This window comes from Pseudomonas sp. Choline-02u-1 (genome assembly GCF_002836515.1).
Lineage (GTDB): Bacteria > Pseudomonadota > Gammaproteobacteria > Pseudomonadales > Pseudomonadaceae > Aquipseudomonas.
The window spans coordinates 74500-100051 of record NZ_PJBC01000001.1; the positions used below are offsets into that span (position 1 = coordinate 74500).

23 protein-coding genes and 1 pseudogene are annotated in these 25552 nt (G+C 60.0%); 12 read left to right on the forward strand and 12 right to left on the reverse strand.

Features of this window, described 5'->3' with window-relative positions; translation table 11 throughout:
* Positions 1 to 97: 97 nt before the first annotated feature.
* Complete coding sequence (locus CXF97_RS00360; protein WP_101155113.1) at positions 98 to 1072, forward strand: TerC family protein; 975 nt, start codon at positions 98 to 100, stop codon at positions 1070 to 1072.
* 126 nt (positions 1073 to 1198) lie between these two features.
* On the opposite strand, the gene CXF97_RS00365 is transcribed toward CXF97_RS00360, so the two are convergent.
* Both CXF97_RS00365 and CXF97_RS00370 read right to left on the reverse strand, forming a co-directional pair.
* Positions 1199 to 2299: a polyamine ABC transporter substrate-binding protein gene (locus CXF97_RS00365; protein ID WP_101155115.1), complete on the reverse strand. Its 1101-nt coding sequence runs from the start codon at positions 2297 to 2299 to the stop codon at positions 1199 to 1201.
* A 249-nt stretch (positions 2300 to 2548) separates the two neighbouring features.
* Positions 2549 to 3955 (reverse strand): cytosine permease, encoded by a 1407-nt coding sequence (locus tag CXF97_RS00370; protein ID WP_101155117.1) that lies wholly within the window; start codon positions 3953 to 3955, stop codon positions 2549 to 2551.
* Positions 3956 to 4278: 323 nt separating this feature from the next.
* Between CXF97_RS00370 and CXF97_RS00375 the strand changes: the two genes are divergently transcribed.
* Positions 4279 to 4764, forward strand: coding sequence for a flavin reductase family protein (locus CXF97_RS00375; RefSeq protein ID WP_042606747.1), 486 nt, complete (start codon positions 4279 to 4281; stop codon positions 4762 to 4764).
* Between the two features lie 79 nt (positions 4765 to 4843).
* Here the strand turns inward: CXF97_RS00375 and CXF97_RS28650 are convergent, their stop codons facing one another.
* Complete coding sequence (locus CXF97_RS28650) at positions 4844 to 5611, reverse strand: methyl-accepting chemotaxis protein (protein WP_371918358.1); 768 nt, start codon at positions 5609 to 5611, stop codon at positions 4844 to 4846.
* 138 nt (positions 5612 to 5749) lie between these two features.
* A pseudogene (locus CXF97_RS28655) lies at positions 5750 to 6790 on the reverse strand (cache domain-containing protein); the annotation flags it as partial.
* A gap of 203 nt (positions 6791 to 6993) precedes the next feature.
* On the opposite strand from CXF97_RS28655, the gene CXF97_RS00385 reads away from it, so the two are divergent.
* The 3 genes from CXF97_RS00385 to CXF97_RS00395 all read left to right on the forward strand — a co-directional run bounded on the left by CXF97_RS00385 (position 6994) and on the right by CXF97_RS00395 (position 9817).
* Positions 6994 to 8037 carry an LLM class flavin-dependent oxidoreductase gene (locus tag CXF97_RS00385; RefSeq protein ID WP_101155121.1) on the forward strand — a complete coding sequence of 348 codons (1044 nt, stop codon included), beginning with the start codon at positions 6994 to 6996 and terminating at the stop codon, positions 8035 to 8037.
* A gap of 219 nt (positions 8038 to 8256) precedes the next feature.
* Positions 8257 to 9075: an alpha/beta fold hydrolase gene (locus CXF97_RS00390; RefSeq protein ID WP_101155123.1), complete on the forward strand. Its 819-nt coding sequence runs from the start codon at positions 8257 to 8259 to the stop codon at positions 9073 to 9075.
* 118 nt (positions 9076 to 9193) lie between these two features.
* A complete protein-coding gene (locus tag CXF97_RS00395; RefSeq protein WP_101155125.1) occupies positions 9194 to 9817 on the forward strand; it encodes a glutathione S-transferase family protein in 624 nt (207 codons plus the stop codon).
* Between the two features lie 12 nt (positions 9818 to 9829).
* Here CXF97_RS00395 and CXF97_RS00400 read toward each other — a convergent pair whose 3' ends face one another.
* On the reverse strand, positions 9830 to 10708 hold the full coding sequence (locus tag CXF97_RS00400; protein WP_101155371.1) for a LysR family transcriptional regulator: 879 nt from the start codon (positions 10706 to 10708) through the stop codon (positions 9830 to 9832).
* A gap of 103 nt (positions 10709 to 10811) precedes the next feature.
* On the opposite strand from CXF97_RS00400, the gene CXF97_RS00405 reads away from it, so the two are divergent.
* The 3 genes from CXF97_RS00405 to CXF97_RS00415 all read left to right on the forward strand — a co-directional run bounded on the left by CXF97_RS00405 (position 10812) and on the right by CXF97_RS00415 (position 14091).
* Positions 10812 to 12203 carry an aldehyde dehydrogenase family protein gene (locus CXF97_RS00405; RefSeq protein ID WP_101155127.1) on the forward strand — a complete coding sequence of 464 codons (1392 nt, stop codon included), beginning with the start codon at positions 10812 to 10814 and terminating at the stop codon, positions 12201 to 12203.
* A gap of 608 nt (positions 12204 to 12811) precedes the next feature.
* Positions 12812 to 13408, forward strand: a complete 597-nt coding sequence (locus CXF97_RS00410) for a paraquat-inducible protein A (RefSeq protein WP_101155129.1) — start codon at positions 12812 to 12814, stop codon at positions 13406 to 13408.
* The gene (locus tag CXF97_RS00415; protein WP_101155131.1) at positions 13405 to 14091 is read left to right on the forward strand and encodes a paraquat-inducible protein A; all 687 of its coding nucleotides are present in this window, start codon (positions 13405 to 13407) and stop codon (positions 14089 to 14091) included. Before CXF97_RS00410 ends, CXF97_RS00415 begins: the two co-directional genes overlap by 4 nt.
* Here CXF97_RS00415 and CXF97_RS00420 read toward each other — a convergent pair.
* Positions 14024 to 17050 (reverse strand): FAD-binding and (Fe-S)-binding domain-containing protein, encoded by a 3027-nt coding sequence (locus CXF97_RS00420; RefSeq protein ID WP_101155133.1) that lies wholly within the window; start codon positions 17048 to 17050, stop codon positions 14024 to 14026. The genes CXF97_RS00415 and CXF97_RS00420 overlap by 68 nt on opposite strands.
* A gap of 157 nt (positions 17051 to 17207) precedes the next feature.
* Here CXF97_RS00420 and CXF97_RS00425 point away from each other — a divergent pair, with 157 nt between their 5' ends.
* Positions 17208 to 18092, forward strand: coding sequence for a LysR substrate-binding domain-containing protein (locus CXF97_RS00425; RefSeq protein ID WP_101155135.1), 885 nt, complete (start codon positions 17208 to 17210; stop codon positions 18090 to 18092).
* A 51-nt stretch (positions 18093 to 18143) separates the two neighbouring features.
* On the opposite strand, the gene CXF97_RS00430 is transcribed toward CXF97_RS00425, so the two are convergent.
* Positions 18144 to 19418 (reverse strand): glucarate dehydratase family protein, encoded by a 1275-nt coding sequence (locus tag CXF97_RS00430; protein WP_101155137.1) that lies wholly within the window; start codon positions 19416 to 19418, stop codon positions 18144 to 18146.
* A gap of 30 nt (positions 19419 to 19448) precedes the next feature.
* Positions 19449 to 20816 (reverse strand): MFS transporter, encoded by a 1368-nt coding sequence (locus tag CXF97_RS00435; RefSeq protein WP_101155139.1) that lies wholly within the window; start codon positions 20814 to 20816, stop codon positions 19449 to 19451.
* 119 nt (positions 20817 to 20935) lie between these two features.
* Here CXF97_RS00435 and CXF97_RS00440 point away from each other — a divergent pair, with 119 nt between their 5' ends.
* On the forward strand, positions 20936 to 21835 hold the full coding sequence (locus CXF97_RS00440) for a LysR family transcriptional regulator (RefSeq protein WP_101155141.1): 900 nt from the start codon (positions 20936 to 20938) through the stop codon (positions 21833 to 21835).
* 771 nt (positions 21836 to 22606) lie between these two features.
* On the opposite strand, the gene CXF97_RS00450 is transcribed toward CXF97_RS00440, so the two are convergent.
* Positions 22607 to 22942: a hypothetical protein gene (locus tag CXF97_RS00450; RefSeq protein WP_101155143.1), complete on the reverse strand. Its 336-nt coding sequence runs from the start codon at positions 22940 to 22942 to the stop codon at positions 22607 to 22609.
* A gap of 184 nt (positions 22943 to 23126) precedes the next feature.
* On the opposite strand from CXF97_RS00450, the gene CXF97_RS00455 reads away from it, so the two are divergent.
* Positions 23127 to 23366, forward strand: coding sequence for a hypothetical protein (locus CXF97_RS00455; protein WP_101155145.1), 240 nt, complete (start codon positions 23127 to 23129; stop codon positions 23364 to 23366).
* A 54-nt stretch (positions 23367 to 23420) separates the two neighbouring features.
* Here CXF97_RS00455 and CXF97_RS00460 read toward each other — a convergent pair whose 3' ends face one another.
* Positions 23421 to 23618, reverse strand: a complete 198-nt coding sequence (locus CXF97_RS00460) for a DUF2188 domain-containing protein (RefSeq protein WP_101155147.1) — start codon at positions 23616 to 23618, stop codon at positions 23421 to 23423.
* A 216-nt stretch (positions 23619 to 23834) separates the two neighbouring features.
* Between CXF97_RS00460 and CXF97_RS00465 the strand changes: the two genes are divergently transcribed.
* Positions 23835 to 24197 (forward strand): NUDIX hydrolase, encoded by a 363-nt coding sequence (locus CXF97_RS00465; RefSeq protein ID WP_101155373.1) that lies wholly within the window; start codon positions 23835 to 23837, stop codon positions 24195 to 24197.
* A 3-nt stretch (positions 24198 to 24200) separates the two neighbouring features.
* Here CXF97_RS00465 and CXF97_RS00470 read toward each other — a convergent pair whose 3' ends face one another.
* Both CXF97_RS00470 and CXF97_RS00475 read right to left on the reverse strand, forming a co-directional pair.
* Positions 24201 to 24443 (reverse strand): DUF1652 domain-containing protein, encoded by a 243-nt coding sequence (locus CXF97_RS00470; protein ID WP_101155149.1) that lies wholly within the window; start codon positions 24441 to 24443, stop codon positions 24201 to 24203.
* A 106-nt stretch (positions 24444 to 24549) separates the two neighbouring features.
* A complete protein-coding gene (locus CXF97_RS00475) occupies positions 24550 to 25449 on the reverse strand; it encodes a polysaccharide deacetylase family protein (RefSeq protein ID WP_101155150.1) in 900 nt (299 codons plus the stop codon).
* Between the last annotated feature and the right edge of the window lie 103 nt (positions 25450 to 25552).

Consider the following 25552-nt stretch of genomic DNA (forward strand, 5'->3'; position numbering starts at 1 on the left):
AGTCTGTCAGTCAACACTCGCGAGCAAGCCCGCTCCCACAGGTTTCTGTGCCGGAGCCGGGAACGGTGATAACGCTGCAAAAGACAGGGAGCGTGACATGCCTGCCACGAACATCAATATCGGCGAACCCTGGATGTGGGGCGCCTTCATCGTCTTCGTTCTCGCCATGCTGGCCCTGGACTTGTTTGTCTTCGGTGGGCGCAAGGCGCACCGGGTGTCGGTGCGGGAAGCGTCGGCCTGGGTGGTTGCCTGGTGCCTGCTGGCGCTGAGTTTTGCCGGGTTGCTCTGGTGGTATCTGCACGGCGAATTCGGCGGTGAAATCGCCCGGCAGAAAACCCTGGAGTTTCTCACCGGTTATCTGATCGAGCAGTCGCTGTCGATCGACAACATGTTCGTCTTCGTGATGATTTTCAGCTATTTCGCCGTGCCGCCGGAATTGCAACGACGCGTGCTGCTGTACGGCGTGCTGGGCGCGATTGTCATGCGCGCGATCATGATCTTTGCCGGTGTGTGGCTGGTGTCACAGTTCGAATGGCTGCTCTATGCCTTCGGCGTATTCCTGATCATTACGGGGATCAAGATGCTGGTGTTCGCTGATCATCAACCGGATCTGGACAAAAACCCGTTGTTACGCTGGGTTCGCGGGCATATGCGCATCACCAGCAGCTTTCACGGCGAGAAGTTTTTCATCCTGCAGAACGGCGTGCGCTGGGCAACGCCGATGTTTCTGGTGCTGGTGCTGATCGAGGCCAGCGACTTGATGTTCGCGGTCGACAGTATCCCGGCAATCTTCGCCGTGACCACCGACCCGTTCATTGTTTTTACCTCAAACATCTTCGCGATCATGGGCCTGCGCGCGCTGTACTTCCTGCTGGCGGACATGGCTGATCGCTTTCACCTGCTCAAATACGGGCTGGCGATCGTGCTGGTATTTATTGGCGGCAAGATGGTGCTGATGCCATGGTTCCACATGCCCGTGGAATGGTCGCTGGCGGTGGTGGGTTCGGTGATTCTCGGGTCGGTACTGTTGAGTCTGGTGACCAGCCGCGAGGCAGAACGCCGCACCGAATGACACCACCTGACACCTTGTGGGAGCGGGCTTGCTCGCGAAGGCGTCGGATCAGTCAACATTTACACCGACTGCCACTGCGCTTTCGCGAGCGAGCTCGCTCCCAAAGGGTTTTCGTACAGCCGATACTTATTTATCGGACTTGATACTGGTCCACACCCGCGTGCGCACCCGCTCCATTTTCTGCGACAACGGCTGCACCACATACAGGGTTTTCAGCGCTTCGCTGGTCGGGGTCAGGTTGGGGTTGTCGGTGATGTCCTTGTTGACCAGCGGCATCGAGTCCTTGTTGGCATTCGGATAGCCGAGGAAATCGCTGATCGGTGCGATCACTTTCGGGTCGAGCAAGTGATTGAGGAACTCATGCGCCTCGGCGACGTTCTTCGCGCTCTTGGGAATGGCGAACGTGTCGAACCAGATCGGTGCGCCCTCCTTCGGCAAACGCCAGTCGACCACGACGCCGTTGCCCGCCTCTTTGGCGCGATTGCCGAACTGGTAGAAGCTGCCGGAATAACCGATCGCCACGCAGATGTCGCCGTTGGCAATGTCGGTCATGTACTTGGCCGAGTTGAAATAGGTCACGTACGGGCGAATCTTCATCATCAAGGCCTTGGCCTTTTCATAATCCGCCGGGTTCTGGCTGTTCGGATCGAGGCCCAGATAATGCAGGGCCAGCGGCAGGATTTCCGACGGCGAATCGAGCATCGCCACGCCACAGGCCTTGAGCTTTTCCATGTTCTGGGGCTTGAACACCAGATCCCAACTGTCCACGGGTGCGTTATCGCCCAATGCAGCCTTGACCTTGGCCGGGTTGAAGCCGATCAGCACGGTGCCGTACATGTATGGCATGCCGTACTGGTTGCCGGGGTCGTTGGCGTCGAGCAATTTGAGCAGGGCTGGATCCTGGTGCTGCCAGTTCGGCAGTTTCGACTTGTCGAGTTTCTGGAACACGCCGGCCTTGATCTGGGTTTCGAGGAACTGGTTGGACGGCACCACGAGGTCGTAACCGGAGTTGCCGGTGAGCAGTTTGGCTTCAAGGGATTCATTGGTGTCGAAGGTGTCCCAGGTCACTTTGATCTTGCTTTGCTCGGCGAAATCCTTGGGCACTGACGGCAGGATGTAATCCGCCCAGTTGTACACCCGCAGTTCGCGCTGCTCGGCCTGGACGGCGCTGGCCAGCAGCGTCAAGCCACACACGGTGGCGCCCAGAATACGTTTGATCGTGACCATGGTTGTTTCCCCGAATGCGACGTGAGATCGATGGTTTTTATGTTCTGTACACGGCAGTGGCTGTAAGGATAGCCAAGGGCAAAAAAGGTCGAGCCTGTTGTTATGGTTTCGATTCTTGCTGACAGCGTAGCGCGTTGACAGTAGGCGGCAGGCCAAAAGGGGATCGATATGGCCAATTTCCGTGACCGCTGAAATACGCACACAAAAATGCCCGGCGCTGGGCCGGGCATTGCTGTGTTGCCGTTTGGATCAGTCGGTATAGCCGAGTCTGGCCGCCCTGCTCTGCTGCGCCTGACCGCGAGTTGCCAGGCAGTAATACAGCGGCACGGTGACCACCAGGCCAACCAGCCACGACAGGTCGGCGCCCTCGACCAGATTGGCGTACGGCCCGACGTACAGCGAGGTGTTGGCAAAGGGCAGCTGCACGATGATGCCGATGCAATAGGCAATGATTGCGTGCAGGTTGAAACGCCCGTAGATGCCGCCGTCGGCGCGGAAGATAGAGGTGATGTCGTAGTTGCCGCGCTTGATCAGGTAGAAGTCGATCAGGTTGATCGACGCCCACGGCACCAGCACCAGCAACAGCGCCAGAATCAACCCGATGAATTCGGAAATGAAATCCGCCGAAGCGCCGAGGGCGACCACGCAGCATCCAGCCAGGATCACGCTCGACAGCACCACGCGCACCTTGATGCTGGGCGTCCACTGGCTGGCGAAAGTCTGGATCGAGGTGATGATCGACAGCACCGCGCCATACAGATTCAGCGCGTTGTGGCTGATGATGTTGAGCAGAAACAGCACCATCAGAATCGGCCCCAGCCAACCGGTGGACTGTTTGACTGCCGCCATCGCTTCGGTGCCTTCCGGCGTCGCCAGCACGGCCACTGCGCCAAAGCTGAACGACAGAATCGTGCCCAGCGTCGCGCCCAGATACGTCGCCCAAAAGGGTTTGGCGATGCCGATGTCTGCCGGCAGATAACGCGAGTAGTCGGAGACGTAGGGCGAGAAACTGATCTGCCAGATGATCCCCAGCGACACTGTCGCCAGCCAGCCGGAGACATTGAAGCTGCCGCGCGTCAGAAAGTCTGCCGGCAAGTCATGGGCGAAAATGTAGATGAACCCGGCGAGCAACGCGCCGCCCATCACCCAGGTGCCGATGCGGTTGAGCGTGTGAATGAAGTTGTAGCCGATCACGCCGATCGCTGTAGCGGCCAGCGCGCCGATCAGAATGCTCAGCGGCGCTGGCACCGAGGGCGCAATGCCGACAATGGATTTGCCGGCCAGCACGATGTTGGAAATGAAAAAACCGATGTAGATGATCGCCGCGAAGAACACGATCAGCAGCGCGCCATAACGGCCGAACTGGCCGCGACTCTGGACCATTTGCGGAATGCCCATGCGTGGGCCCTGGGCGGAGGCCAGCGCGATCACCACGCCGCCGATCATGTGCCCCAGCGCAATCGCCAGCAGCCCCCAGAACAGATTGAGATGGAACACCTGAACCACCATGGCGCCGGTGACGATGGGCAGTGGCGCGATGTTGGTGCTGAACCAAAGAGTGAACAGATCGCGGGCCTTCCCGTGGCGTTCCGCGAGTGGGACGTAATCGACCGTATGATTCTCGATCAACGGATCTTGCCGGGACATCTGGGACATATGCATGAACTCGAGTTTGTCTGTTTTTATCTTTGTATGAAGCCAAACCGGGAGGACTCTTGGGTCGCCCCTCAGATGCAGACCATATTATGGTATTCCAAACTTTGCACAAGCCTGATCCGCTGATTCTGTCCCTCTCTGATCCGCTATCCTCGCTGATCCCGCCCCTGCACGGCTAGCTGAAAGCCCCGTAAACATTGAGTTTCCGACGAAAGTCGCACGTTTATCGGTTCATCGGAAAAGCCCTTGCAAGATATGTATTACGGTATACCATCAGACCTACAAACCATAAAAACCGCGTCACACCACCCGAGGACCACCCAATGATCGATGCTGCCATTTACAAACAAGTCATGGGCTCGTTCCCGTCAGGCGTCACCGTTATCACCACGCTGGACGACGACGGTCAGATCGTCGGCCTGACCGCCAGCGCGTTCAGCTCGCTGTCGATGGACCCGGCGCTGGTGCTGTTCTGCCCCAACTACAGCTCCGACTCCTACCCCGTGCTGATCAAGAACAAGCGCTTTGCGATTCACCTGTTATCAAGCGTGCAGCAAAGCGAGGCCTATGCCTTCGCCCGCAAAGGCAAGGACAAGGCGCAGGGCATCGAGTGGACGTTGAGCGCACTGGGCAACCCGATCCTCGCCAATGCGACGGCGGTGATCGAGTGCGAGTTGTGGCGTGAATACGAAGGTGGCGACCACGCCATCATGGTCGGCGCGGTGAAGAACCTGATCGTCCCCGAGCAGGTCGCCGGGCCGCTGGTGTATTGCCACGGCAAGATGGGCGCGTTGCCGGTTGTGGCGTAAGTCCATCGGCGCTCAGAGATCCAATGTGGGAACGAGCTTGCTCGCTCCCACGTTTTTTTGGATTGCTGGTGGTTACGGACTACGTACGAAACCGGCTCACCAGCTGATTCAAGGTCTGCGACAAGGCCGTCAAATTCTGCGCATCCTGCCGAGTCGAATCCGCCAGGCTCGCCACCAACTGCGCATCACCATGAATCTGGCTGATGTGCCGATTGATGTCCTCTGCCACTTGATGCTGTTCCTCCGCCGCCGTGGCGATTTGCGTGTTCATGTCGCGGATCACGTCGACCGATTCACGGATCAATTCAAAACTCGCCCGCGCCTCGTTGATCGACACCACGGTTTGCTGCGAGACCTCGAGGCTGGCGTGCATTTGCTTGCCCATCTGATGGGTGCGCCGCGCCAGATTACCCAGCAGTGCGTCAATCTCACCGGTTGAATCCGACGTGCGTTTGGCCAGCGCGCGAACTTCATCCGCGACCACGGCAAAGCCCCTGCCCTGTTCACCGGCGCGCGCGGCTTCGATGGCGGCGTTGAGCGCGAGCAGATTGGTTTGCTCGGCAATCGAGCGGATCGTGCCGAGAATCGACTGAATGTCGTTACTGTCCTGCTCCAATTGCTGCATCGACTCGGCGCTGTGGCCGATCTCCTGACTCAAGCGCCCGACGTTGCTCACCGCCGCGTCGATCTGTTGCTGCCCGGTGTGTGCCTGGCGCTGACCGTTGTCTGCCGAGTCGGCGGCCTGACTGCACGAGCGCGCAACCTCATTGGAGGTGGCGACCATTTCGTGGAACGCGGTCGACACCATGTCCACCGCCTCACGCTGACGCGAAGCGACGTCGGCCATTTCCGCCGAGACTTCGGTGGCGCTGCCGGAGCTGCTGTGAATCTGCCCCGCTGCCTGGCCGATGCGCTGAATCAACGTGCGAATTGCTTCGAGAAACTGGTTGAACCAGCCGGCCAGTTGCGCGGTTTCGTCCTGCCCGCGCACCTCCAGTCGCGCAGTGAGATCGCCCTCGCCTTGTGCGATGCCTTCGAGACCACTCGCCACGCCGCGAATCGGCTTGACCATCAGCCCGGCGAACCAAGCACCAGCCATCGCAAACAACAGTGCGCAAACCACAGCGATCGCGCCGATCAGCCAGGTCAAACGCGTCGCCCCAGCCATCACTTCACTGGCTTTTACCAAGCCCACAAAGCGCCAGCCCAATGCCTGCGACGGCCAGACCAGCGCCATGTAATCCTCGCCGGCCAACTGCACCTCAACCAGCCCTTTGCCCGCCTCGGCCAGTTGCTGATAACCATCGCCGAGATCGCTGAGTTTCTTGAAGTTGTGCGCCGGATCGCTAGGGTCCACCAGCACGGTGTTATTGGCTTCCATCAGCATCAGATAACCGCTCTCGCCGAGGCGGATCTGCTTGACCAGATCGGTCAATTGCTTGAGCGACACATCGATGTTGACCACACCGGCATTGCTCCCCAACTGGTTGTTGAAGCTGCGCACGGTGCTCACCAGCACCACGTCATCCGCCACCCAGTAATAGGCCTCGGTGCGCAGGGTTTGGCCAGGATTGGCCATCGCGGTTTTGTACCAGGGGCGGGTGCGCGGATCGTAGTTGGCCAACTTCGCATCGCCCGGCCAGAACAGATAACCGCCCTGCTCGGTGCCGACAGACAGATAGGTATAGGCCGGGTGCGCCTTGGCCAGGCCGTCGAACAGCTTGAACAGCTGTTGATCCTGCGGCCCCATCGGCACTTGCGCGGCCTCGCTGCTCAGGTAGCGTTTGAGGCTGGCGTCGATGCTTTGCAATTGCGGATGCTCGGCCAGATAAGCAACGTTTTGGCTGATGCCTTCGAAAAACAGCTGCATCGCGTTTTCCACCTGACGCACTTCGCGCCCGGTGCTGTCGGTAAAGGTGTCGCGCGCGCCCTCGCGGACATTGAGGATGATCAGCGCTGCCACCAGTAACACCGGCAGGCTGGCGATTACCGCAAACGCCAAAGTCAGTTTTTGTTTTATGTTCATTGCTTGCGCCTTCCTTGTTCGAAGTGTCGGTCAGAAATATTTTGCGGATATTCCGTATTATGGTATACCAATATTCAATCAACCGAACAGCCGTCCTCGAAGGCGCGCTTGAATGGTGAGAAGACTCGCGAGCGCACAGCGCTCACGTCAGTTCGACAGGCCCGCACACGACCGGCCAATTACAAAAGACTCGAGGTAGCGTCATGAAATTTTCCCTGTTCGTACACATGGAACGCTGGGACGAAAGCGTCAGCCACCGCCAACTGTTCGAAGACCTGACCGAACTGACCCTGATGGCCGAGGCTGGCGGTTTCAGCACCGTGTGGATCGGCGAACACCACGCCATGGAATACACCATTTCCCCCAGCCCGATGCCGCTGCTGGCCTACCTCGCAGCGAAAACCACGACCATCCACCTCGGCGCCGGCACCATCATCGCGCCGTTCTGGCACCCGCTGCGTGTCGCCGGCGAATGCGCCCTGCTCGACGTGATCAGCAACGGCCGCATGGAAGTCGGTCTCGCGCGCGGCGCCTATCAGGTTGAATTCGACCGCATGGCCGGCGGCATGCCCGCCTCCAGCGGCGGCCAGGCCCTGCGCGAAATGGTCCCGGTAGTCCGCGCCCTGTGGCAAGGCGACTACGCCCACGACGGCGACATCTGGAAATTTCCCACCTCCACCAGCGTGCCGAAACCGATCCAGAAACCCAACCCGCCGATGTGGATCGCTGCCCGCGACCCGGATTCGCACAACTTCGCCGTGGCCAACGGCTGCAACGTGATGGTCACGCCATTGATGAAGGGCGACGAAGAAGTCCTCGACCTGAAGAACAAATTCCAGACCGCACTGGACAACAACCCAGACGTACCGCGCCCGCAATTGATGGTGCTGCGCCACACCCACGTTCACACCGCCGACGACCCGGACGGCTGGCAAGTCGGCGCCAAAGCTATCTCACGTTTCTACCGCACGTTCGATGCGTGGTTTGGCAACAAGCAAACGCCGGTCAATGGCTTCCTCGCGCCGAGCCCGGAAGAGAAATTTGCCGGGCGTCCGGAGTTTGAGCTGGAGAGCCTGCACAAGACCGCGATGATCGGCACGCCGGAAGAGATCATTCCGCGGATCAAGTACTACCAGGAACTGGGCGTGGATGAGTTCAGTTTCTGGTGCGACAACAGCTTGCCGCATGAAGAGAAGAAGAAATCGCTGGAGTTGTTTATCAAGCATGTGGTGCCGGCGTTTCGCTAGAAACCTGCCAATCCTTGGACATTGAAAAAGGGCGACTCCGCTGGGAGTTCGCCCTTTTTCAATTCTGTAATGTCGAGCTGAAATACTCACCGAGCAACCTAAGACACTTCTCTTGCGCCAAACCAGCACTTGCGTACAAGTGTCCTTCGCGTTTTGCGCGGATAGTAGCCGTTGCCATTCGGCATCCATTCAAGCCCATAGACATCACAAGGAGTTTGCATGAGCACCTTCAAGACCCAAGACGGCACCGAGATCTATTACAAGGACTGGGGCAGCGGCGAGCCCGTGCTGTTCAGCCACGGCTGGCCGCTGGATGCCGACATGTGGGAATACCAGATGGAATACCTGAGCAGTCGCGGCTACCGCACCATCGCCTTCGACCGCCGTGGTTTCGGCCGCTCCGATCAACCATGGACCGGCTACGACTACGACACCTTTGCCGATGACATCGCAGGTTTGATCAACCATCTGGACCTGCGCGACGTGACCCTGGTCGGTTTTTCCATGGGTGGCGGCGACGTCAGCCGCTACATCGCCCGCCACGGCAGCGAGCGTGTTGCCGGCCTGGTATTGCTCGGTGCGGTCACGCCGCTGTTCGGCAAGAAAGCCGACTTCGCCGACGGCGTCGACAAATCGGTATTCGACGGCATCAAGGCTGGCCTGCTGAAGGATCGTGCGCAGTTCATCGCCGACTTCAACACGCCGTTCTACGGCATCAATCAGGGCCAGAAAATCTCTGACGGCGTGCTCACGCAAACCCTGAACATCGCGCTGATGGCATCGCTCAAGGGCACCGTCGATTGCGTGACCGCGTTCTCGGAAACCGACTTCCGCCCGGACATGGCCAAGATCGACGTGCCGACCCTGGTGATCCATGGCGACGGCGACCAGATCGTGCCCTTCGAAACCACCGGCAAGAAGGCGGCCGCGCAAATCAAAGGCGCCGAGTTGAAGGTTTACGCCGGCGCGCCGCACGGGTTTGCCGTCACCCATGCGCAGGCGCTGAATGAGGATCTGCTGGCGTTCCTCAAGCGCTGATTTCCACCCGGTGAAATCGAGCAGTACACGCTGATGACCAAGGCCCGCGCGATGCGGGCCTTGTGTTTTGCGCTATGGTATTTTTTCTGCGTCCGACATCTGGAGACAAGGAGATCCCATGCTGCGAATACTCGGCAAAGCCTCATCGATCAATGTGCGCAAAGTGCTGTGGACCTGTGCCGAACTGAACATCCCGTTCGAGCGTGAAGACTGGGGTTCGGGTTTCAAGTCGCCAAACACGCCTGAGTTTCTCGCGCTCAACCCCTGCGCCATGGTGCCGGTCATTCAGGATGGCGATTTCACTTTGTGGGAATCCAACACGATCATTCGTTATCTGGCGACGCGTTACGGCGGCGCGCATTTGTATCCCGCTGAGCCGATCGCCCGGGCGCGGGTTGATCAGTGGATCGATTGGCAGGCCTCGGAGCTGAATCGCTCGTGGTCGTATCCGCTGATGGCGCTGGTGCGCAAGTCGCCGGATTATCAGAATCGCGACGCATTGGCCGCCGGTTGCCGGGACTGGACGCGGAACATGGAAATCCTCGATCGCCAACTGGAGAAAACCGGCGCTTACGTCGGTGGCGAGCAGTTTTCCCTGGCGGATATCCCGATCGGGCTGTCGGTCAATCGCTGGTTCGAAACGCCGCTCGATCATGCGGATTTTGCTGCGGTGCGGGCCTACTACGATCGTTTGAACCAGCGCGATGGTTGTCGTTTGTATGGGCGCAATGGCACGCCATAAAGACACGCTTGATCAGGCTTGCTCGCGCACCACGCCACGCTCCTCAAGCAAACGCACAAACATGCTCAGACTGCGCGACACCGTACCCCGGCGCCACACCAGCCAGGTGGTCAGATAGCGGAAGTCCGCGGTCAGCGGCCAGACGCTGACCGTCGCGCTGCCGGGCATGCTCTGCAGCATTTTGCGCGGCATCAGTGCCAAGCCGGCACCGGCGCTGACGCAGGCGAGCATGCCGTGGTAGGACTCCATTTCGAAAATCTTGCCCGGTACGGCGGCGTCGCTGCCAAACCATTTTTCGAAATGATGACGGTAGGAACAGTTGGATCGGAAAGCGTAGATATTTTCACCGTTCACATCCGCCGCGCGCTCGACCGGTGAATGATTGAGCGGCGCGATGATGACCATTTCCTCTTCGAAGGCCGGCACGCCTTCCAGCGCCGGATGCAGCACCGGGCCGTCGACAAATGCCGCAGCCAGACGCCCGGACAGCACGCCGTCGATCATCGTCCCCGATGGCCCGGTGGAAAGATCGAGGTCGACCTTCGGATGCTGCTGGTTGTACGCCGCCAGCAGTTCGGGAATGCGGACAGCTGCGGTACTTTCCAACGAGCCCAACGGGAACGCGCCCTGGGGCTCCTCACCCGCCACAGTGGCTCGGGCTTCCTGCACCAGATCGAGAATGCGCCGCGTGTACTCGAGAAAGCTCCACCCGGCCGGCGACAGACGCAGACGACTTTTCTCACGGATAAACAGATCGACGCCGAGGTCCTGCTCCAGCTGTTTGATCCGCGTTGTCAGGTTCGACGGCACGCGATGGATCTGCGTGGCGGCAGCGCTGATGCTGCCGTGTTCGGCCACAGCCTTGAAGATTTCCAGTTGCACCAGATCCACAGTCATTCTCCAATCGTGAAGGAAACGATCTTTATTATTCAGTTTCAAGAAAACAAACGCCACCCTACTCTAGGCCCATCCGACGAACCTGCAGGACAAAGTCATGAGCCAGATTGCCAGCCAGACCCACGCCATCTCGATCAACCCCGCCACCGGCGAGCAGATCGGTCACTACGCGTTCGAATCCGCCGCTGCCCTTGATGCAGCACTGACCCGGGCCGCCTATGGCTTCGGCAAGTGGAAGCGCAAGCCGCTGCAGGACCGTTCGCGCCTACTGACCGCCCTCGCCGGCGCGCTGCGTGAAACCGCCGAAGCCATGGCGACGATGATCACTCGGGAAATGGGCAAGCCGATCGCTCAGGCTCGTGGCGAAATCGAGAAGTGCGCCAAGCTCTGCGAGTGGTACGCCGAACACGGCCCGGCCATGCTCGACGCCGAGGCCACTCAGGTCGAAGGCGGCAAGGCGCGCATTGAGTACCGCCCGCTGGGACCGATTCTGGCAGTGATGCCGTGGAACTTCCCGATCTGGCAGGTGCTGCGCGGCGCGGTGCCGACGCTGATCGCCGGCAACACCTACGTGCTCAAGCACGCGCCGAACGTGATGGGCAGCGCTTACCTGTTGCGCGATGCGTTTGTTCGCGCCGGTTTTCCCGAGGGCGTGTTTGAAGTGATCAACGTCACCCAGGAAGGCGTTTCCAGCGCCATTGCCGATTCGCGCATCGCCGCTGTGACGCTGACCGGCAGCGTCCGCGCCGGTATGGCCATCGGCGCTCAGGCCGGTGCGGCGTTGAAGAAGTGCGTGCTGGAACTCGGCGGCTCCGATCCGTTCATCGTGCTCAACGATGCTGATCTGGATGAGGCGGTGCACGCGGCGGTGGTCGGTCGCTATCAGAATTCCGGCCAGGTTTGCGCGGCTGCCAAACGTCTGATCATCGAACAAGGCGTGGTCGAGGAATTTACCCGCAAGTTCGTTGAAGCGACACGCCAGTTGAAGATGGGCGATCCGCTCAACGCTGATACTTACATCGGGCCGATGGCGCGGTTCGATCTGCGTGATGAATTGGATCAGCAAGTGCGTGACACCCTTGAAGAAGGCGCGACGCTGCTGCTCGGCGGCAGCAAGGTTGAGGGTTCGGGCAACTACTATGAGCCGACGGTACTGGCCGATGTCACCGACCGCATGACTTCGTTCAAACAAGAACTGTTCGGCCCGGTCGCCTCGATCATCACCGCCCGCGATTGCGCACACGCCGTAGCCTTGGCGAACGACAGCGATTTCGGCCTGACTGCCACGATCTACACCGCCAACGTGGCGCTGGCCGAGCAACTGACCAGCGAACTGGAAACCGGCGGTGTATTCATCAACGGCTACTCCGCCAGCGACCCGCGTGTGACCTTTGGCGGCGTGAAGAAGAGCGGCTTCGGTCGTGAGCTGTCGCACTTCGGCGTACGGGAATTCTGCAACGCGCAGACCGTGTGGCTGGATCGTAAATAATCCAGACACGCTGAAGGCCTGCTCGCGAGAGCGTCCCGTCAGTCACCGCTGCATCGCCTGACATACCCTCTTCGCGAGCAAGCCCGCTCCCACCCGGGAACCGCAGCGTCTATTGGGGCGCAACATATTTCCATTGTGGGAGCGGGCTTGCTCGCGAAAGCATTCGGTCAGTCACCGCTGCATCGCCTGACATACCCGCTTCGCGAGCAAGCCCGCTCCCACCCGGGAACCGCAGCGTCTATTGGGGCGCAACACATTTCCATTGTGGGAGCGGGCTTGCTCGCGAAAGCATTCGGTCAGTCACCGCTGCATCGCCTGACATACCCTCTTCGCGAGCAAGCCCGCTCCCATCCGGGATCCGCAGCGCTTATTGGGGCGCAACACATTTCCATTGTGGGAGCGGGCTTGCTCGCGAAAGCATTCGGTCAGTCACCGCTGCATCGCCTGACATACCCTCTTCGCGAGCAAGCCCGCTCCCACCCGGGAACCGCAGCGTCTATTGGGGCGCAACATATTTCCATTGTGCGAGCAACTCGTCAGCATCGAGGTTGCCCATCGGCTCCAGCCTTCTATAGTGAACAGGTCCGCCTTGCCCTTGAGCGCTGTCCATGGTCACCACCGAACACCTGATCATCTGCGAGCACTGTGACTGCGTGTACGAAAAGGTCGTGCTCGCCAAGCATCAGAAAACCCTGTGCGTGCGTTGCGGTGGTGTACTGCAGCGCTTCAACGGGCTGACCATCGAGCAGCGTCTGGCGCTGACGTTCACGGCGGCGATGCTGTGGCTGTTCGCCAATTTCTACCCGGTGATGAGCATCAGCCTCAAAGGCATGAAAAACAGTGCGACGCTGTGGGATTCGGTGCTCGCGCTGAGCCAGGGACCGATTACTTTCATCGCCATGGTCGCGGCGATTGCAATCATCATTGCCCCGGCCTTTCAGCTGGTGTTGCTGATCTGGGTGCTGAGTTTTGCCCTCGGCCTGCGCAGGGCACCGGGGTTCAATCTGTGCATGCGCTGGCTGGAAACCCTGCGGCCGTGGAGCATGCTTGAAGTGTGTCTGCTGGGGGCGATGGTTGCGGTGTTCAAACTGGCCGGCCTGCTCGATGTGCTGCCCGGGATCGGCCTGTTCGCCCTGGCGGTGCTGAGCCTGATGATGATCCGCATTGCCGGCCGCGACATCCGCGAACTCTGGGACATTTTATGAAGCGTCCACCGACTGCCAGCGAACTCAACCTGTGCCTGTGTCACAGCTGTGGCCTGGCCTGTGACATGACCGACGAGCCACACGAATGCCCGCGCTGCGACGCGCCGCTGCATCGGCGCAAGACCAATTCGCTGACGCGCACCTGGGCGTACATGCTCGCCGCGCTGGCCTTTTATGTTCCAGCCAATCTGCTCCCGGTGATGAACACGGTGATGCTCGGCAACGGCGCCGACAGCACGATCATGAGCGGCGTGCTGGAGTTCTGGGAGGCCGGGGCGTGGGACATTGCCTTGATCATTTTCATCGCCAGCATCGCGGTACCGGGAGTCAAATTCGTCGCCCTGACCTTGCTGCTGGTCACGGTGCAGCGAAACAGCGATTGGGCGCGCAAGGAGCGTTCGAAGCTGTACCGCTTCGTCGAGCTGATCGGCTATTGGTCGATGCTCGACGTGCTGGTGGTCGCACTGGTCGCAGCGCTGGTGAAATTCCAGGCGCTGGGCGATATCGAGCCACGACCGGGAATCCTGTTCTTTGGCCTGGTCGTGGTGTTCACCATGCTCGCTGCGATGAGTTTCGACCCGCGTCTGATCTGGGACAAGGACACCAGCGACACGATCAGCGACGCAGCGTCTCCAACAACACCTGCAACGGATGACGCAGCGCCTGAGCCGACTGGCGCTTGACCTGGCTGCGGCAGGAATAGCCGGTCGCCAACGCCTCGCCCTGCTCCGCCACTGCTTGGATCTGACGCGCCCACGACTGCTCATAGATGAGCGCTGAAGTCTGCCGGTTGCGCGCTTCATGGCCGTAAGTGCCGGACATGCCGCAGCAACCGGTGGCTTGTGTGGCGAGCTTCAGACCAGCACGTTCGAAGACCTGTTCCCACTGGCGGGTCGCGGCCGGCGCGTTGGTTTTCTCCGTGCAATGGGCGAGCAGACGGAACGCTTTGGGCTGAACCTCAGGCGCCTGCTCCGGCATGACCTTGAGTAACCATTCCTGCACCAGCGCGACTTCTGGACATTCATTCAGGCCCGGCACTTTCAGGTATTCCTGGCGATAGACCAGAGTCATCGCCGGATCCAGCCCCAGCAAGGGCACTCCGGACTGCGCCAGCGCCTGCAATTGCCCAGCGTTGCGCAACGCCGCGCGATTGAACGCCGAGAGAAAGCCCTGCACATGCAGCGGTTTGCCATTGGCGCTGAACGGTGCGAGATAGACCTGATAACCCAGACGCGAAATCAGCTCGACCAGATCCGCCAACAGCGGCGCTTCGAAGTAGCGGGTGAAGGCGTCCTGCACGATCACCACGCTGCGTTCGCGTTGCTGCGGGGTGAGCGCCGACAGCGCCGCAACGGTCGCGGGCTGCACCCGCCAACGGCGCAGCGCAGCGTGGAAATCGAAGCGGCTGAGCAACGGCACATCGACCATGCCCCCGACCCGCGCCAAGGCACTGCGCACCCGGTCCGCGCCCATCAAACCGTTGTACAGCGCCGGAATCCGCGCCATGTACGGGATGGTGTACTCCAGCGAGGCGATCAGATAATCCCGTGCCGGACGCAGGTAGCGGCTGTGATACAGCTCGAGAAAGCGCGAGCGAAATTCCGGCACGTTAACCTTCACCGGGCACTGCCCCGCGCAGGATTTGCAGGCCAGGCAACCGGCCATGGCGTCGTACACTTCATGGGAAAAGTCTGCCGACGGATCGCGACTGTTGCGCCAGCGCTGCCACAGCGTGCGGAAAAACGCCGGTTTGCGGATCGCATCCGACAGCACGTCGACACCCGCCTCGCCCTGCAACCGCAGCCATTCGCGAATCAGCGAGGCACGCCCCTTGGGCGACTGCGCACGTTCGCGGGTGGCTTTCCACGACGGGCACATGGCGTCATCAGGATCGAAGTTGTAGCAGGCGCCGTTGCCATTGCAGTGCATGGCCGCGCCGTAGCTTTGCCAGACTTTCTCGTCGATTTGCCGATCAAGCTCACCGCGCAGAGTCACTTCATCGATCTTCAGCAGCGCTGCACCGCTGTTCGCTGGCGTGGCGATTTTACCCGGGTTGAACTGGTTGAACGGGTCGAACGCCGCTTTCAAGGCTTGCAGCGCCGGGTACAACTCGCCGAAGAATGCCGGCGCATACTCCGAACGCAGGCCCTTGCCGTGTTCACCCCAAAGCAGGCCGCCGTAGCGCTGGGTCAGTGCGGCGACGCCATCGGACACCGGGCGCACCAACGCCGCTTGCAGCGGGTCTTTCATGTCGAGAATCGGCCGCACGTGCAGTACGCCGGCGTCGACATGGCCGAACATGCCGTACTGCAAATCATGGCTGTCGAGCAGGTCGCGCAGCTCAGCGATGTATTCAGCCAGGTGCTGCGGCGGCACGGCGGTGTCTTCGACGAAAGGCTGCGGACGGGCCTCGCCGGCGACGTTGCCAAGCAGGCCCACCGCACGTTTGCGCATGCCGTAGACCTTGTTTACCGCTGCTTGACCGACCGCCAGCGTATGGCCCAGACGCTCCACCGTGCGGTCGTTTTGCAAGTGTTGGATGAACGCTTCAACGCGGTGCTGCAAATCTTCCAGGTCATCGCCACAGAACTCGACCAGGTTGATGCCCAGCGTCGGGCGCTCGGCACTTTCTGGAAAATATTCGGCAACGCCGTGCCAGACGATGTCCTGCATCGCCAGCAGCAAGACCTTGGAATCGACGGTTTCAATCGACAACGGCTTGAGCGCCATCAACGCCCGCGCATCGCGCAGCGCATCCATGAACCCGGCGTAGCGGATATTGACCAGCATCGTGTGCTTGGGAATCGGCAGCACGTTCAATCGCGCTTCGACGACAAAACCCAGCGAGCCTTCCGCGCCACAGAGCACGCTGTTGAGATTGAAGCGCTGATCGTCCTCACGCAGGTGCGCCAGGTCATAACCGGTCAGGCAGCGGTTGAGGTCGGGGAAGCGTGCCTTGATCAACTCGCCCTGCTCATCAATGATCTGCCGAGCGCAACGGTAGACCTCGCCGACCCGATCGGCGCGAGCGCACTGTGCTTCAAGCTCGTTTTCTTCCAGCGGCAGACCGTGCAAACGCTCGCCGCCGCGCAGAATCATCTGCAGCTCCAGCACGTGGTCGCGGGTCTTGCCGTAGGTGCAACTGCCCTGGCCGCTGGCGTCGGTATTGATCATGCCGCCGACCGTGGCGCGGTTCGAGGTCGACAGCTCAGGGGCGAAGAACAGCCCGGCGGATTTCAATGCGGCGTTGAGCTGGTCCTTGACCACCCCGGCCTGCACGCGCACCCAGCGTTGTTCAACGTTGATTTCCAGAATGCGGTTCATGTGCCGCGAGAGGTCGACGACGATACCGTCCGTCAGCGATTGGCCATTGGTGCCGGTGCCACCGCCGCGCGGGGTGATCACCACTTTCTCGTACGCCGGTTCGGCAATCAGCCGCGCCACCCGCGCGACGTCTTCGGCGTCCAGCGGAAACACCGCCGCTTGCGGCAACCGCTGATAGATCGAATTGTCGGTAGCGAGCACCACGCGGCTGGCGTAATCGGCGCTGATTTCACCGCGAAAGCCGCTGTTTTTCAGGGCGGCAAGGAATTGTCGGTAATCGCCGGTCAGGGCTTTGGCGGGCGATAGCTGGGCAATCATCGGTCAGGTTATCTCGGTCAAATCGGGCGGCGTGGCGGTGAACAGTTGTGCGCAACGAATGATTGCGTCAGGCTCCGCCATCTGAATGCGCCCATGTTATTTGCTGAAGAACCATGGAACAAGCGTAAATTCGACCCGCTATCGATGAGTTTTACGAATGAATCCGCGCTCGCTCACGCCGTCCATGTCGCTGTTGCTCGCTTTCGAAGCCGCCGCTCGGCACGAAAGTTACACCCGCGCCGCCCATGAACTGTCGTTGACGCAGAGTGCGGTCAGCCGTCAGGTACAGATTCTCGAGAAGATGCTCGGCATGCGCCTGTTCAGCCGCGAAGGCCGGCAGGTGGCGCTGACCGATGTTGGACGCATGTATCAACGTGAGCTCACCGAAGCCCTCGGGCAGATTCGCAGCGCCACTTTGCAGGCGATGGCGTTTGGTTCGGGCATTCACAGCCTGCGCCTGGCAACGCTGCCGACCTTCGGTTCGAAATGGCTGCTGCCACGGCTGAAGGATTTCTATACGGCGCACCCGGGCATGACCGTGCACCTGCATTCGCGGATCGAAACCATCGATTTCGATATCAGCGAAATCGACGCGGCCATCTGTGTCGGCGGCGGTGATTGGCCGGGCCTGACCGCCCTGCCCCTGCACACCGAAGAACTGGTGGCGATTGCCAGCGCGCAGCTGTCGGCGACTGAACGCGACGAGGCCGAGCGGCACATCAGCGAGCAGTTGCTGCTCAATGTCAGCAGTAACGCCCAGGCGTGGGCGGAATGGTTCAGCCACTACCAGCTGCCGCATCGCCGCATGAGGATCGGGCCGAGCTTCGAAATGACCTCGCACTTGATTCAAGCGGTACGCGCCAATATAGGCGTGGGCCTGGTACCGCGCATTCTGGTCGAGGAAGAATTGTTCAAGGGCGAATTGCTGCAATTGGGCGAACCGATTACCAGCCGGCGCAGTTATTACCTGGTGTATCCGCCGCGCAATGAGAATTTGCCTTCGCTGAAGGCGTTCAGGGATTGGCTGCTGGAGACGCTTTGATTCGTGGGCCTTTTCGCGGGCAAGCCCGCGATGGGGCCCGTCCCGACGCGATCAAAACCTCGGCTTGACCGCCCGCCAATCCGCCTTGTAACGCTGCATCTGCCGCACATCATCCCTCTGGCGAATCCCGCACGTCAGGTACTGATCATGCAGCTTGGCCAGTTGTTCGGGGTCCAGTTCCAACCCCAGCCCGGGCGCGCGAGTGATCTTCACGCAGCCATCGACAATCGGCAGCTTGCCGCCCTTGATCACCTCCTCGTCCGGCTCCTGCCACGGGTAATGGGTGTCGCAGGCGTAATCCAGATTCGGCACCGCCGCCGCGACGTGGGCCATGGCCATCAGGCTGATGCCCAGGTGCGAGTTGGAATGCATCGACACACCGAGGCCGAACACGTCGCACATTTTCGCCAGTGCCTGCGTATCACGCAGGCCACCCCAATAATGGTGGTCGGCGAGGACGATCTGCACGCTGTTCTGCGCAACGCTGCGGCGGAACTCGTCGAAATCGGTCACCACCATGTTGGTCGCCAGTGGCAAACCCGTGCGCTTGTGCAGTTCGGCCATGCCATCAAGGTCGGGCGTCGGGTCTTCGTAGTACTGCAGATCATCGCCGAGCAATTCGGCCATGCGAATTGCCGTCTCCAGCGACCAGTTGCCGTTCGGGTCGATGCGCAGCGGAAAACCCGGAAAGGCTTTTTTCAGCGCTTTGATACATGCCACTTCATGCTCCGGCGGCAAGGTGCCGGCCTTGAGCTTGATGCTCTTGAATCCGTACGCCTCAATCATCCGCGCGGCCTGCGCCACGATCTGCTGCTCGCTCAGCGCCTCGCCCCAGTTGTCGGGTTTGTAGGGCGAGTCGATATGTTCGGCGTATTTGAAAAACAGGTAAGCGCTGAACGGCACTTCATCGCGGATTGCACCGCCGAGCAGATCCACCAGCGGCACATTGAGGTAATGCGCCTGCAAATCGAGAAACGCCACTTCGAACGCCGAGTAGGCGTTGCTCACCGCTTTGCTGGCGTGGGAACCGGGAGCCAGTTCGGCGCCAGCGACGCTGGCGGGTTTATTCGCTGCCACGGTGGCCTGCACGATCGCGCGCAGTTGATTGAGGTTGAACGGATCAAGGCCGATCAACTGGCTCTTCAATTGCTGCTGGATCGCCAGCGCCGGGGCATCGCCGTAGCTCTCGCCGAGGCCGATGTAGCCATTGTCACTTTCAATCTCGATGATCGAGCGCAGGGCAAAGGGCTCATGGATGCCACTGGCATTGAGCAGTGGCGGATCGCGGAAGGCGATCGGGGTGACGCTGACACGGGTGATTTTCAAGATAACGCTCCTGACAGATCAACAATCGATTCAGTGGCTCGCAGCCGGACGAGCCGGCGCCACAACGGCGGCTTCGGCACTTGGCTTCGCCGGGGTTTGGCCTTTGGCGCCAGGCGCCGTGCGGGCGAAGAAGATCACCACAGCGGCGATCAGCGATGTCGCCGCCAGGCCATACAGGCCGCCCTCGATGGAGCCTGTGGTTTGTTCGAGAATGCCGAACGCCGTCGGCGCGACGAAGCCGCCAAGGTTGCCGATGGAATTGATCAGCGCGATCACCGCCGCAGCGATGCGCGCATCCAGATAGCTCTGTGGAATCGGCCAGAAAAGCGCCGACGCCGCTTTGAAGCCGATGGCCGCGAAGCAGATGGCAACGAAGGCAAACACCGGCCCGCCAGTGGTCGACATGAACATGCCGAAGGCTGCGATCACCAGCGTCAGCGCGACCCAGGCCTGCTGGAATTTCCATTTACCGGCCATCGCTGCGAAACCGTACATGGCGATAATCGAGATGATCCACGGAATGGAGTTGAGCAGCCCGACCTGGAAGTCGCCGAGGTTGCCCATCTTTTTGATCATGCTCGGCAGCCAGAACGTTGCACCGTAAATGGTCAGCGCGATAGAGAAATAGATGAAGCAGAACAACGCGATCTGCCGGTCGGCCAGCAGCTTGAACATCGACGGCCTGGCGACCTGCACTGCTTCTCGGGCGCGCTGTTCTTCGGCGATCGCCGCAACAAGCGCTTCACGCTCCTCCTCGCTCAGCCATTTGGCTTGACGCGGGTGCGATTGCAGCCAGAACCAGACGAATGCGCACAACACCACCGACGCTGCGCCTTCGATCAGAAACATCCACTGCCAACCGTGCATGCCCAACCCGCTGACATGCAACAGCGCACCGGACACCGGGCCGGAAATGACCGAGGCAATCGCCGAACCGCTGAGAAACACCGCCATGGTTTTGCCGCGCTCGGACGCTGGCAGCCACTGGGTGAAGTAATAAATAATTCCCGGGAAGAACCCGGCCTCGGCCGCGCCGAGAATAAAGCGCAGCACGTAGAAGCTGGTTTCACCTTGAACAAACGCCATCGCCATGGCCGCAGCGCCCCAGGTGAACATGATCCGGGTCAGCCAGACCCGCGCGCCGTAGCGCTGCAACAGCATGTTCGACGGCACCTCGAACAAAGCGTAACCGATGAAGAACAGCCCGGCGCCAAGTCCGTAAGCCGCTGCGCCGATACCCAGATCGGTCTCCAGATGGCTGCGCACGAAGCCGATGTTGACCCGATCGATGTAATTGACGATGAACATCACCACGAACAGCGGCAGCACGTGGCGTTTGACCTTGGCGGCGGCGCGGGCGAGTACCGTGATGTCAGGCGGACTTTGAACGGTTTTCAAGGGGCGACTCCCGATCTTGTTTTTTTAGGGATGACTTGAAGCGATGGGCTGATCATGGATGTCGCGCATTGATCCCGTCTAATCTAAACTGGCATTCGATTGATACCCGGATTAAATCAATGTTCGAGCTCACCCAGCTGCGCTGCTTCACCACGGTCGCCACCGAACTCAACTTTCGCCGCGCCGCCGAACGGCTGAACATGACCCAGCCGCCGCTGAGTCGGCAGATTCAGCTGCTGGAGCATCACCTCGGTGTAGAGCTGTTCACCCGCAGCACCCGCAGCGTTGCGCTGACGGCGGCGGGCCGGGCTTTTTTTGTCGAAGCGCAGAACCTGCTGGAGCGTGCCCAGCAAGCGGCAATCACCGCCCGCCGGTTTGCCGAGGGTGACATCGGCTCGGTGAATATCGCGTTCGTCGGCAGCGCGGTGTATGAGTTTCTGCCCAAGGTGATCGCCGAAGCGCGACTGAAACAGCCGCAAGTGAAAATCGATCTGGCAGAAATGAACACCTATCAGCAGCACGAGGCCTTGCGCGCCCGCCGTATCGACTTGGGCATTGCCCGGGCGCCATTGCAGGAACCGGGTTATGCCACCGAATGTTTGGTGCGGGAACCGTTCGTGCTGGCGGTGCCGAGCGGGCATCGATTGGCAAACACGGCTGACGTGTCAGTGGGTGATCTGGATAAACAGCCGTTCCTGATGTACTCCCACGAAGCCTATCCACCGTTCAACGAACTGTTGACCGGCACCCTGCGTTCAGCGCGGGTGGCACCGGATTACGTGCAGTGGCTGGGCTCATCGCTGACGATTCTGGCGTTGGTCAACGCTGGCATGGGCCTGGCGCTGGTGCCGCGCTGCGCAACCAGCGTGGTGTTCAGGAATGTAGTGTTTCGCGAAATCGATCTGGGCGAAGGAGTGCAGAGCGAACTGCATCTGATCTGGCGGGAGAACAATGACAACCCGGCATTCGCGATGTTGCTGGAGGCGATTCGCCGGGCGGTGGCGCTGGGTTGGGGCTGAGAGTTATCGTGGCAGTCCATATTTGAGCGGCGGCGGAGCGCTCGGTGCTTTGATCAGCGGCTCCTCTAGCGGTTTGCCGTCCGGCCCTTTGAAAAGACGTTCGTATTGTTTTGGCATTAGCTGCGGCGCTCTGGCGGGTGTCATGATGAACCCTCTGATACCGGGCTGAACTCAACCCACTTGACTTGCGCGGAATCTATCAGCAAAAGTTCGGCGCCAAAAGGCGCAGACTGGCCGTCGTCATTGACCCAACGTGGATTCTGCATCACGAACTGCCCGCAGCCGGACTCGGATGGCCATAAAGCCCAAAGCCTTTGTGCCCGGGCATCCCAGGTGCCTGCAGAAAATCCCTTCGAGCCAATCCACAGACAAAGTTGCCCACCGCCAACACCGCGCCCTGAATCACAAACGTAAACATCAGCGCCTGCACGATCTGACCAAACGTATCCGGTCGCTTGAACGCCGTAAGTGAATAGAAGACCCAGGTCGCTTGAACGCCGTAAGTGAATAGAAGACCCAGGCCGATAGAAACCCGGGAATGAGGTACTGCAACAGCGGAATGATTTCCTTGACCAGATCATCCATGATCCGAGGCTCCTTTTCGTCATGCCGGCCCATCACCGGCCGACATTCAAAGCCTAGTCGAGGATTTTGCAGCGCCGCGCAGGCAACTGTCACAGACCATTGCGGCGGTCAGCCGGAGCCTCCATCCCATGAAAAAAGGCAGACACCGGGCTTCGGTGCCTGCCTTTTTGCGAATCAAGCAGCTGCCTACAGGCAGTCACGCACCGATTGGCGCAGCGACCCGGACTTGGCCCATGGCGGCCCCTGGTAAAGGGACACTTTGCTGCCGTCCTTGTACTTGACGATATCGAGAATCTCATCGGCGGTGATGATGCTTGGCGCGGTAATCCGGTAGCCATTGGAAATCGACATCTGCGAGGTCCTGGCGACGTCCTTCTGCCACAACGGTAACAAACAAGCGGCATATTCACGGGGAGGCTTTTCACTGGTCTTGCTCAGGTTTGGCTCGCCCGGCACCAACGATGCGGGTAATGAGCAACCCGCCAACAAGGCCAGGGTCAAGGTGCTGATCCATACGCGCATGCTGTTTACCTGTTCAGAAAAAACGTGAATGTACCGTTTAACTGCCCGCACATCCATCGTGGCACCCCGCCGTTACGGGCGACTGGACAATTATTTACATCCATTCAGCCGAGCGTCAGATGACCTGGCTGCATCTGGAAAAATGCGGCTACTCTTTTCTACCGAGAATGTTCTGGAGGTGATCATGCGGCTCAATGAATACGAACACGAACTTCAACGGGATTTGCAAAGCGTGGCATCCGATCTGAGATGGTCGGCAGTCGATCTCAAGCGCATCGCTGAACAACTGCGCAAATCCGGCAACGAGGCAGACGCCCAGACTGTATTGCGGTCTTGCGAAATTCTGCAAAGCGACGAGGAAAGATTGCAGATTTATGCCAGGGAGGTAAAAGCCCGGACGATCAGCCGAATCAAGGTTCACTGACACGCCTTAAACAAGAAGCCCCGGTCGAAACCGGGGCTTTTTCGTTACAACGCGTCAACTACCATCGTGGGTTTGCACCTGCCGGGAACGCTTTTTGTAACCGGGAAGCGCCGCGGCGTAGGCCATCGCCTCCTCCCTGCTGGTGAATGACGCCAATCGGTCGCCCTGCGTGCAAACCCGCCATGGGCCGTTGTTCACGCTGAGCACGTCATACCCGTTCATGTGCAGCTTGTTCAGCATTGGAATGCTCATGAGCACCTCCTTTTTGCCAACGGTGTCTGGGGTACGTACTCACCTTACACCCGGTCCCCGCTCCGGTGTAAACCCGATTGCCACCTGACCCTGTCAATTGACTGGCACTTTTTGCGCTGCAAATAGCTCCCACTTCAAGAGGAACCTTTAAATCCGCCTGCGGCTCGAATATTGCAGTTCAATTACAGTTTTATGACACGCATCTACAAGGTATTCATGAAAGTACGCGCTACCGTCATTTGCGAACAGGACCGCCATATCCTCCTGGTGCGCAAACCCCGCCATCACTGGTCACTGCCCGGCGGCAAGGTTGAGCCCGGGGAAACTCGCGCGGCCGCAGCCGTGCGCGAGTTGCAGGAGGAAACCGGGCTGAATGCCGAGGAAGTGCTGTACCTGATGGATCTGCAGGCGGGCAGTACGCAGCATCATGTTTATGAGGCTTCGGTGGCCAACCTCGATGATGTACGCCCGCAGAACGAAATTGTCGACTGCATCTGGTACCCGCTCGATGCCGTGCACAATCTCGAAACCAATGACGCGACACGGCGCATCGTGCAGGCCTTTCAACGGCGTTTATAGAGGTCAGCCGGCGAAGGCCCGGCGTCCAGCGCTCATTTCAGTGCGCAACTCGGCGATGAAATTGGAAACATCCCGAATCGTGACCAAGTGCTCGGGAGAAACGCCATCAAGCAAGAGTTCGACACGCCCGCTGCCCGGCTCATACACCTTGATTCGCAACAGACCCTGTCCGTTCGGTGTGCAATCACACTTGTACGTGGGAAAGCCTGACTCGACGATGCGGCAAATATCGGCAATGGCAAGCATGGACGGACGCCTCGCAGGCGGAGAATTGACCCATCGAGCATAGTTGCACGACGTGTTATTTGCCCGGCCCGCAAATGCCAAGCCGGTCACAAATTGCGCGCTCCACTCAGTGCGCGTCCTGATCCCAAATCCAGTTCCACATGCCGGGCAGAGTCACGGGTTCAGCGCTTTGCTGGACCGTACGCGCCAGCGCTGCTTGTTCCAGCGCAGCCTGATCGTCGTAGAACGGCTTGTCCGCCAGCTTGACACCGGTCGCCGCGGCGCTATCGAGCAGAATCTGCAGATACTCTCGCGTGTGTCGTGCCGTGTAGCGATTGAGATCATGGAACGTCACCACCACCGGAATCACACCATCCACGGTCGGCAGTTGGCCAACAGCGATGCGTTCCCGTACTTCGGATAACTGCCGCAACATGTTTGCGCGGCGCCGCGGGCTGGCGTTAAAACCCCAGATCTTGCCGTCGTTGGCACTCAGGTCGGTGAGCAGGACGTGCAAGCCATGTTTCTGATAAGCCGCAAATGTCCGTTTGTCGTAGTTCCAGAATGGCGGGCGCAACAGCTTGGGCGGAGCCCCGGCGATAGCGGCGATATCAGCGCTGCCATCGGTCAGCGACTGCTCCAGTTCTTGTGGGTCAAGCAAGCGATGGTTGGTGTGCCAATGCGTTGCGGTGTGAAAAGCGAGAATATGCCCCTCGGCGTGTTCACGACGCATCAGGCTGCGGCCGATCTCGCTGTTACCTGCCCTCGGCGCTCGGGTCTGCACGAAAAACACTGCTTTGATGTTTGCCTGCGCTGGATTGCTTTTAAGGCTGTCGAGCACCGTGGCCGTCGGGTTCCACAATCCCGAAGCGCTGGGGCCATCATCAAACGTCAGGAGAAAACGTACGGGCGGTCGGGATTGCAGGCGTGTTTCGGTTTGCGCGGTCATCTCGATCGGCGCGGCGATGCAGCCAGCCAGACCCAACGCGATGAGCGCAGCACAAAAAAATTTGCATCCGGATGTCATGTTTTGCCCTGAGTCCGGCCGCAGCCGTCGTGTTGTCGAATGGCAAAACTCCTTCGCCCTTGTCCCTCCCCGCGCCGCTATCGGCGAGCGCAGGTTGGATAAG

What these genes read in the sequence shown, in the direction of transcription:
- CXF97_RS00425 (WP_101155135.1), top strand. Translation starts at nt 17,208, where the DNA reads ATGAATCCGCGCTCGCTCACGCCGTCCATGTCGCTGTTGCTCGCTTTC.
- CXF97_RS00390 (WP_101155123.1), top strand. Translation starts at nt 8,257, where the DNA reads ATGAGCACCTTCAAGACCCAAGACGGCACCGAGATCTATTACAAGGAC.
- CXF97_RS00360 (WP_101155113.1), top strand. Translation starts at nt 98, where the DNA reads ATGCCTGCCACGAACATCAATATCGGCGAACCCTGGATGTGGGGCGCC.
- CXF97_RS00465 (WP_101155373.1), top strand. Translation starts at nt 23,835, where the DNA reads ATGAAAGTACGCGCTACCGTCATTTGCGAACAGGACCGCCATATCCTC.
- CXF97_RS00475 (WP_101155150.1), bottom strand. Translation starts at nt 25,449, where the DNA reads ATGACATCCGGATGCAAATTTTTTTGTGCTGCGCTCATCGCGTTGGGT.
- CXF97_RS00455 (WP_101155145.1), top strand. Translation starts at nt 23,127, where the DNA reads ATGCGGCTCAATGAATACGAACACGAACTTCAACGGGATTTGCAAAGC.
- CXF97_RS00410 (WP_101155129.1), top strand. Translation starts at nt 12,812, where the DNA reads ATGGTCACCACCGAACACCTGATCATCTGCGAGCACTGTGACTGCGTG.
- CXF97_RS00415 (WP_101155131.1), top strand. Translation starts at nt 13,405, where the DNA reads ATGAAGCGTCCACCGACTGCCAGCGAACTCAACCTGTGCCTGTGTCAC.
- CXF97_RS00375 (WP_042606747.1), top strand. Translation starts at nt 4,279, where the DNA reads ATGATCGATGCTGCCATTTACAAACAAGTCATGGGCTCGTTCCCGTCA.
- CXF97_RS00460 (WP_101155147.1), bottom strand. Translation starts at nt 23,618, where the DNA reads ATGAGCATTCCAATGCTGAACAAGCTGCACATGAACGGGTATGACGTG.
- CXF97_RS28650 (WP_371918358.1), bottom strand. Translation starts at nt 5,611, where the DNA reads ATGGCCGACGTCGCTTCGCGTCAGCGTGAGGCGGTGGACATGGTGTCG.
- CXF97_RS00370 (WP_101155117.1), bottom strand. Translation starts at nt 3,955, where the DNA reads ATGTCCCAGATGTCCCGGCAAGATCCGTTGATCGAGAATCATACGGTC.
- CXF97_RS00405 (WP_101155127.1), top strand. Translation starts at nt 10,812, where the DNA reads ATGAGCCAGATTGCCAGCCAGACCCACGCCATCTCGATCAACCCCGCC.
- CXF97_RS00365 (WP_101155115.1), bottom strand. Translation starts at nt 2,299, where the DNA reads ATGGTCACGATCAAACGTATTCTGGGCGCCACCGTGTGTGGCTTGACG.
- CXF97_RS00440 (WP_101155141.1), top strand. Translation starts at nt 20,936, where the DNA reads ATGTTCGAGCTCACCCAGCTGCGCTGCTTCACCACGGTCGCCACCGAA.
- CXF97_RS00470 (WP_101155149.1), bottom strand. Translation starts at nt 24,443, where the DNA reads ATGCTTGCCATTGCCGATATTTGCCGCATCGTCGAGTCAGGCTTTCCC.
- CXF97_RS00395 (WP_101155125.1), top strand. Translation starts at nt 9,194, where the DNA reads ATGCTGCGAATACTCGGCAAAGCCTCATCGATCAATGTGCGCAAAGTG.
- CXF97_RS00450 (WP_101155143.1), bottom strand. Translation starts at nt 22,942, where the DNA reads ATGCGCGTATGGATCAGCACCTTGACCCTGGCCTTGTTGGCGGGTTGC.
- CXF97_RS00385 (WP_101155121.1), top strand. Translation starts at nt 6,994, where the DNA reads ATGAAATTTTCCCTGTTCGTACACATGGAACGCTGGGACGAAAGCGTC.
- CXF97_RS00420 (WP_101155133.1), bottom strand. Translation starts at nt 17,050, where the DNA reads ATGATTGCCCAGCTATCGCCCGCCAAAGCCCTGACCGGCGATTACCGA.